Genomic DNA, 2134 nt, shown 5'->3' with positions numbered 1-2134 from the left:
GGTGCTGTCGATGCCGGAAAATGTGCTGCGGGTCGGCGGGCTGGTGGCGATCGCCGTCGGCGTCGGCATCGTCTGGCTCCGCGGCTTATGATATTCCTTGGTGCCCAAGCGATTGACGATTTATCTTGCGCCGATAGCTATAGCCGCAAACGTGCCGTATTTTTTGCCAACATGAACCGGACAGGCGCCTTTGCGGATGCGTCTTTCCTTTTCAGAACAATCGGGAGGCCATGATGATATCCGACACCCTGTTGCGCGCGGCGCGGCGTATGGTCTTCGCCGGCGCCACCGCATTCGCGGTCGGCATTGTTGCCGTTCCGTCCTTCGTCACGCCGACGGTCGCCTCCGACGGGCCGCCTTCGGTCGCCGATCTCGCCGAGCGCCTGCTCGGCGCGGTGGTCAACATCTCGACCTCGCAGACGGTGAAGGGCACGGAAGGACCGGGCGCGGTGCCGATGCCGCAACTGCCCGAGGGCTCGCCGTTCCAGGATTTCTTCGACGATTTCTTCAAGAACCGCGGCGGCGACAAGGGCGGCGGCGGGCAGAAAGTGCAGTCGCTCGGCTCCGGCTTCGTCATCGACGCCGAGCAGGGCATCGTGGTGACCAACAACCATGTCATCGCCGATGCCGACGACATCGAGGTCAATTTCTCCGACGGCATCACGCTGAAGGCGACGCTTGTCGGCACAGACACCAAGACCGATGTCGCGGTGCTGAAGGTCGACCCCAAGGGCCACAAGCTGACGGCGGTGAAATTCGGCGATTCCACCAAGATGCGCGTCGGCGACTGGGTGATGGCGATCGGCAATCCATTCGGCCTGGGCGGCACGGTGACGGTCGGCATCGTCTCGGCGCGCAACCGCGACATCAATTCCGGTCCCTATGACGATTTCATCCAGACCGACGCCGCCATCAACCGCGGCAATTCCGGCGGTCCGCTGTTCAACGCCGCCGGCGAGGTCATCGGCATCAACACGGCGATCATCTCGCCGTCGGGCGGCTCCATCGGCATCGGTTTCTCCATCCCCTCGCAGCTTGCCGCCGGCGTCGTCGACCAGCTCCGCCAGTATGGCGAGACGCGGCGCGGCTGGCTGGGCGTGCGCATCCAGCCGGTGACGGACGACATCGCCGAAAGCCTTGGCATGGCAACCGCCAAGGGTGCGCTGGTGGCCGGCGTCATCAAGGGCGGGCCGGTCGATAATGGCACGGTCCAGGCCGGCGACGTCATCATCAAGTTCGACGGCAAGGATATCCATGAAATGCGGGACCTGCCGCGCGTCGTGGCGGAAAGCCCGGTCGGCAAGGCAGTCGATGTCGTCATCGTGCGCAAGGGCGTCGAGCAGACGGTCAAGGTGACGCTCGGCCGGCTCGAGGATGGCGAGAAACTGGCCAGCGGCGAGAACGGCAGCACCGATCAGGGCAGTGGCGATAAGGCAACGCCTCCGGTGTCGACGGCCTCCGTGCTCGGCATGACGGTCGGCGAGCTCAACGACCAGACGCGGCAGAAATTCGGCATCGCCGCCGACGTGTCCGGCGTGGTCGTCACCGATGTCGCCAAGGATTCGCCCGCGGCCGAGCGCGGCATCCAGCCCGGCGAGGTGATCACCGAGATCGCGCAGGAATCGGTCGGCACGCCGAAGGACGTGATGGACCGGATCGGAGCGCTTAAGGAGCAGGGCCGCAAGAACGCGCTCCTGATGCTGGCCTCGAAGACCGGGGAACTGCGTTTCGTGACGATCCGGATGGATTGAGTCCGGATCGTTCAGCAAGCGATTGATGTTTCAATGAATAGGGCGGCTAACGAGCCGCCCTTTCTTGTGCCTCCCAGACCTCGCGCGACAGCCTGTACATGACATGACGCTTGAGATGCGGGTGGCTGTCTGGGACGCTGGGGTGATCGAAATCGGCACCGGGATCGGCTCGCATGCCGAGCCGCTTCATGACGGCGATCGAACGATGGTTATCCGCGACCGCGAACGATACGATCTCGCCGACGCCAAGCGTTTCGAAACCAAAGGCGAGCCAGGCTTCCGCCGCCTCGGTGACATAGCCCTTGCCCCAGAATTCGGGCGCCAGCCGCCAGCCGATCTCAATCGTGCCGGGCGCCAGCACGTCTATGTCTTCCGTTCCGGAC

Annotated in this window: 3 protein-coding genes; 2 read left to right on the top strand and 1 reads right to left on the bottom strand. The window is 64.4% G+C overall.

The features are described 5' to 3' along the window. Both EOA23_RS37100 and EOA23_RS34080 read left to right on the top strand, forming a co-directional pair. A partial coding sequence (locus tag EOA23_RS37100; protein WP_127307264.1) for a DUF2065 family protein occupies positions 1-91 on the top strand: 91 nt, incomplete at its 5' end. Positions 92-233: 142 nt separating this feature from the next. Then, complete coding sequence (locus EOA23_RS34080; RefSeq protein WP_127307263.1) at positions 234-1751, top strand: DegQ family serine endoprotease; 1518 nt, start codon at positions 234-236, stop codon at positions 1749-1751. 46 nt (positions 1752-1797) lie between these two features. On the opposite strand, the gene EOA23_RS34075 is transcribed toward EOA23_RS34080, so the two are convergent. Next, positions 1798-2134 (bottom strand): GNAT family N-acetyltransferase (locus EOA23_RS34075; protein WP_145966587.1); only part of this gene is annotated, 337 nt, incomplete at its 5' end.

The organism is Mesorhizobium sp. M2A.F.Ca.ET.042.01.1.1, from assembly GCF_003997405.1.
In the GTDB taxonomy this organism is placed as follows: Bacteria; Pseudomonadota; Alphaproteobacteria; order Rhizobiales; family Rhizobiaceae; genus Mesorhizobium.
The sequence above is the reverse complement of the archived record's forward strand: the minus strand, read 5'-3'. Positions and strand labels throughout refer to the sequence as shown.

Bases quoted from the DNA above. Each gene is read 5' to 3' on its own strand.
- EOA23_RS34080 (WP_127307263.1), top strand. From the start codon at position 234: ATGATATCCGACACCCTGTTGCGCGCGGCGCGGCGTATGGTCTTCGCC.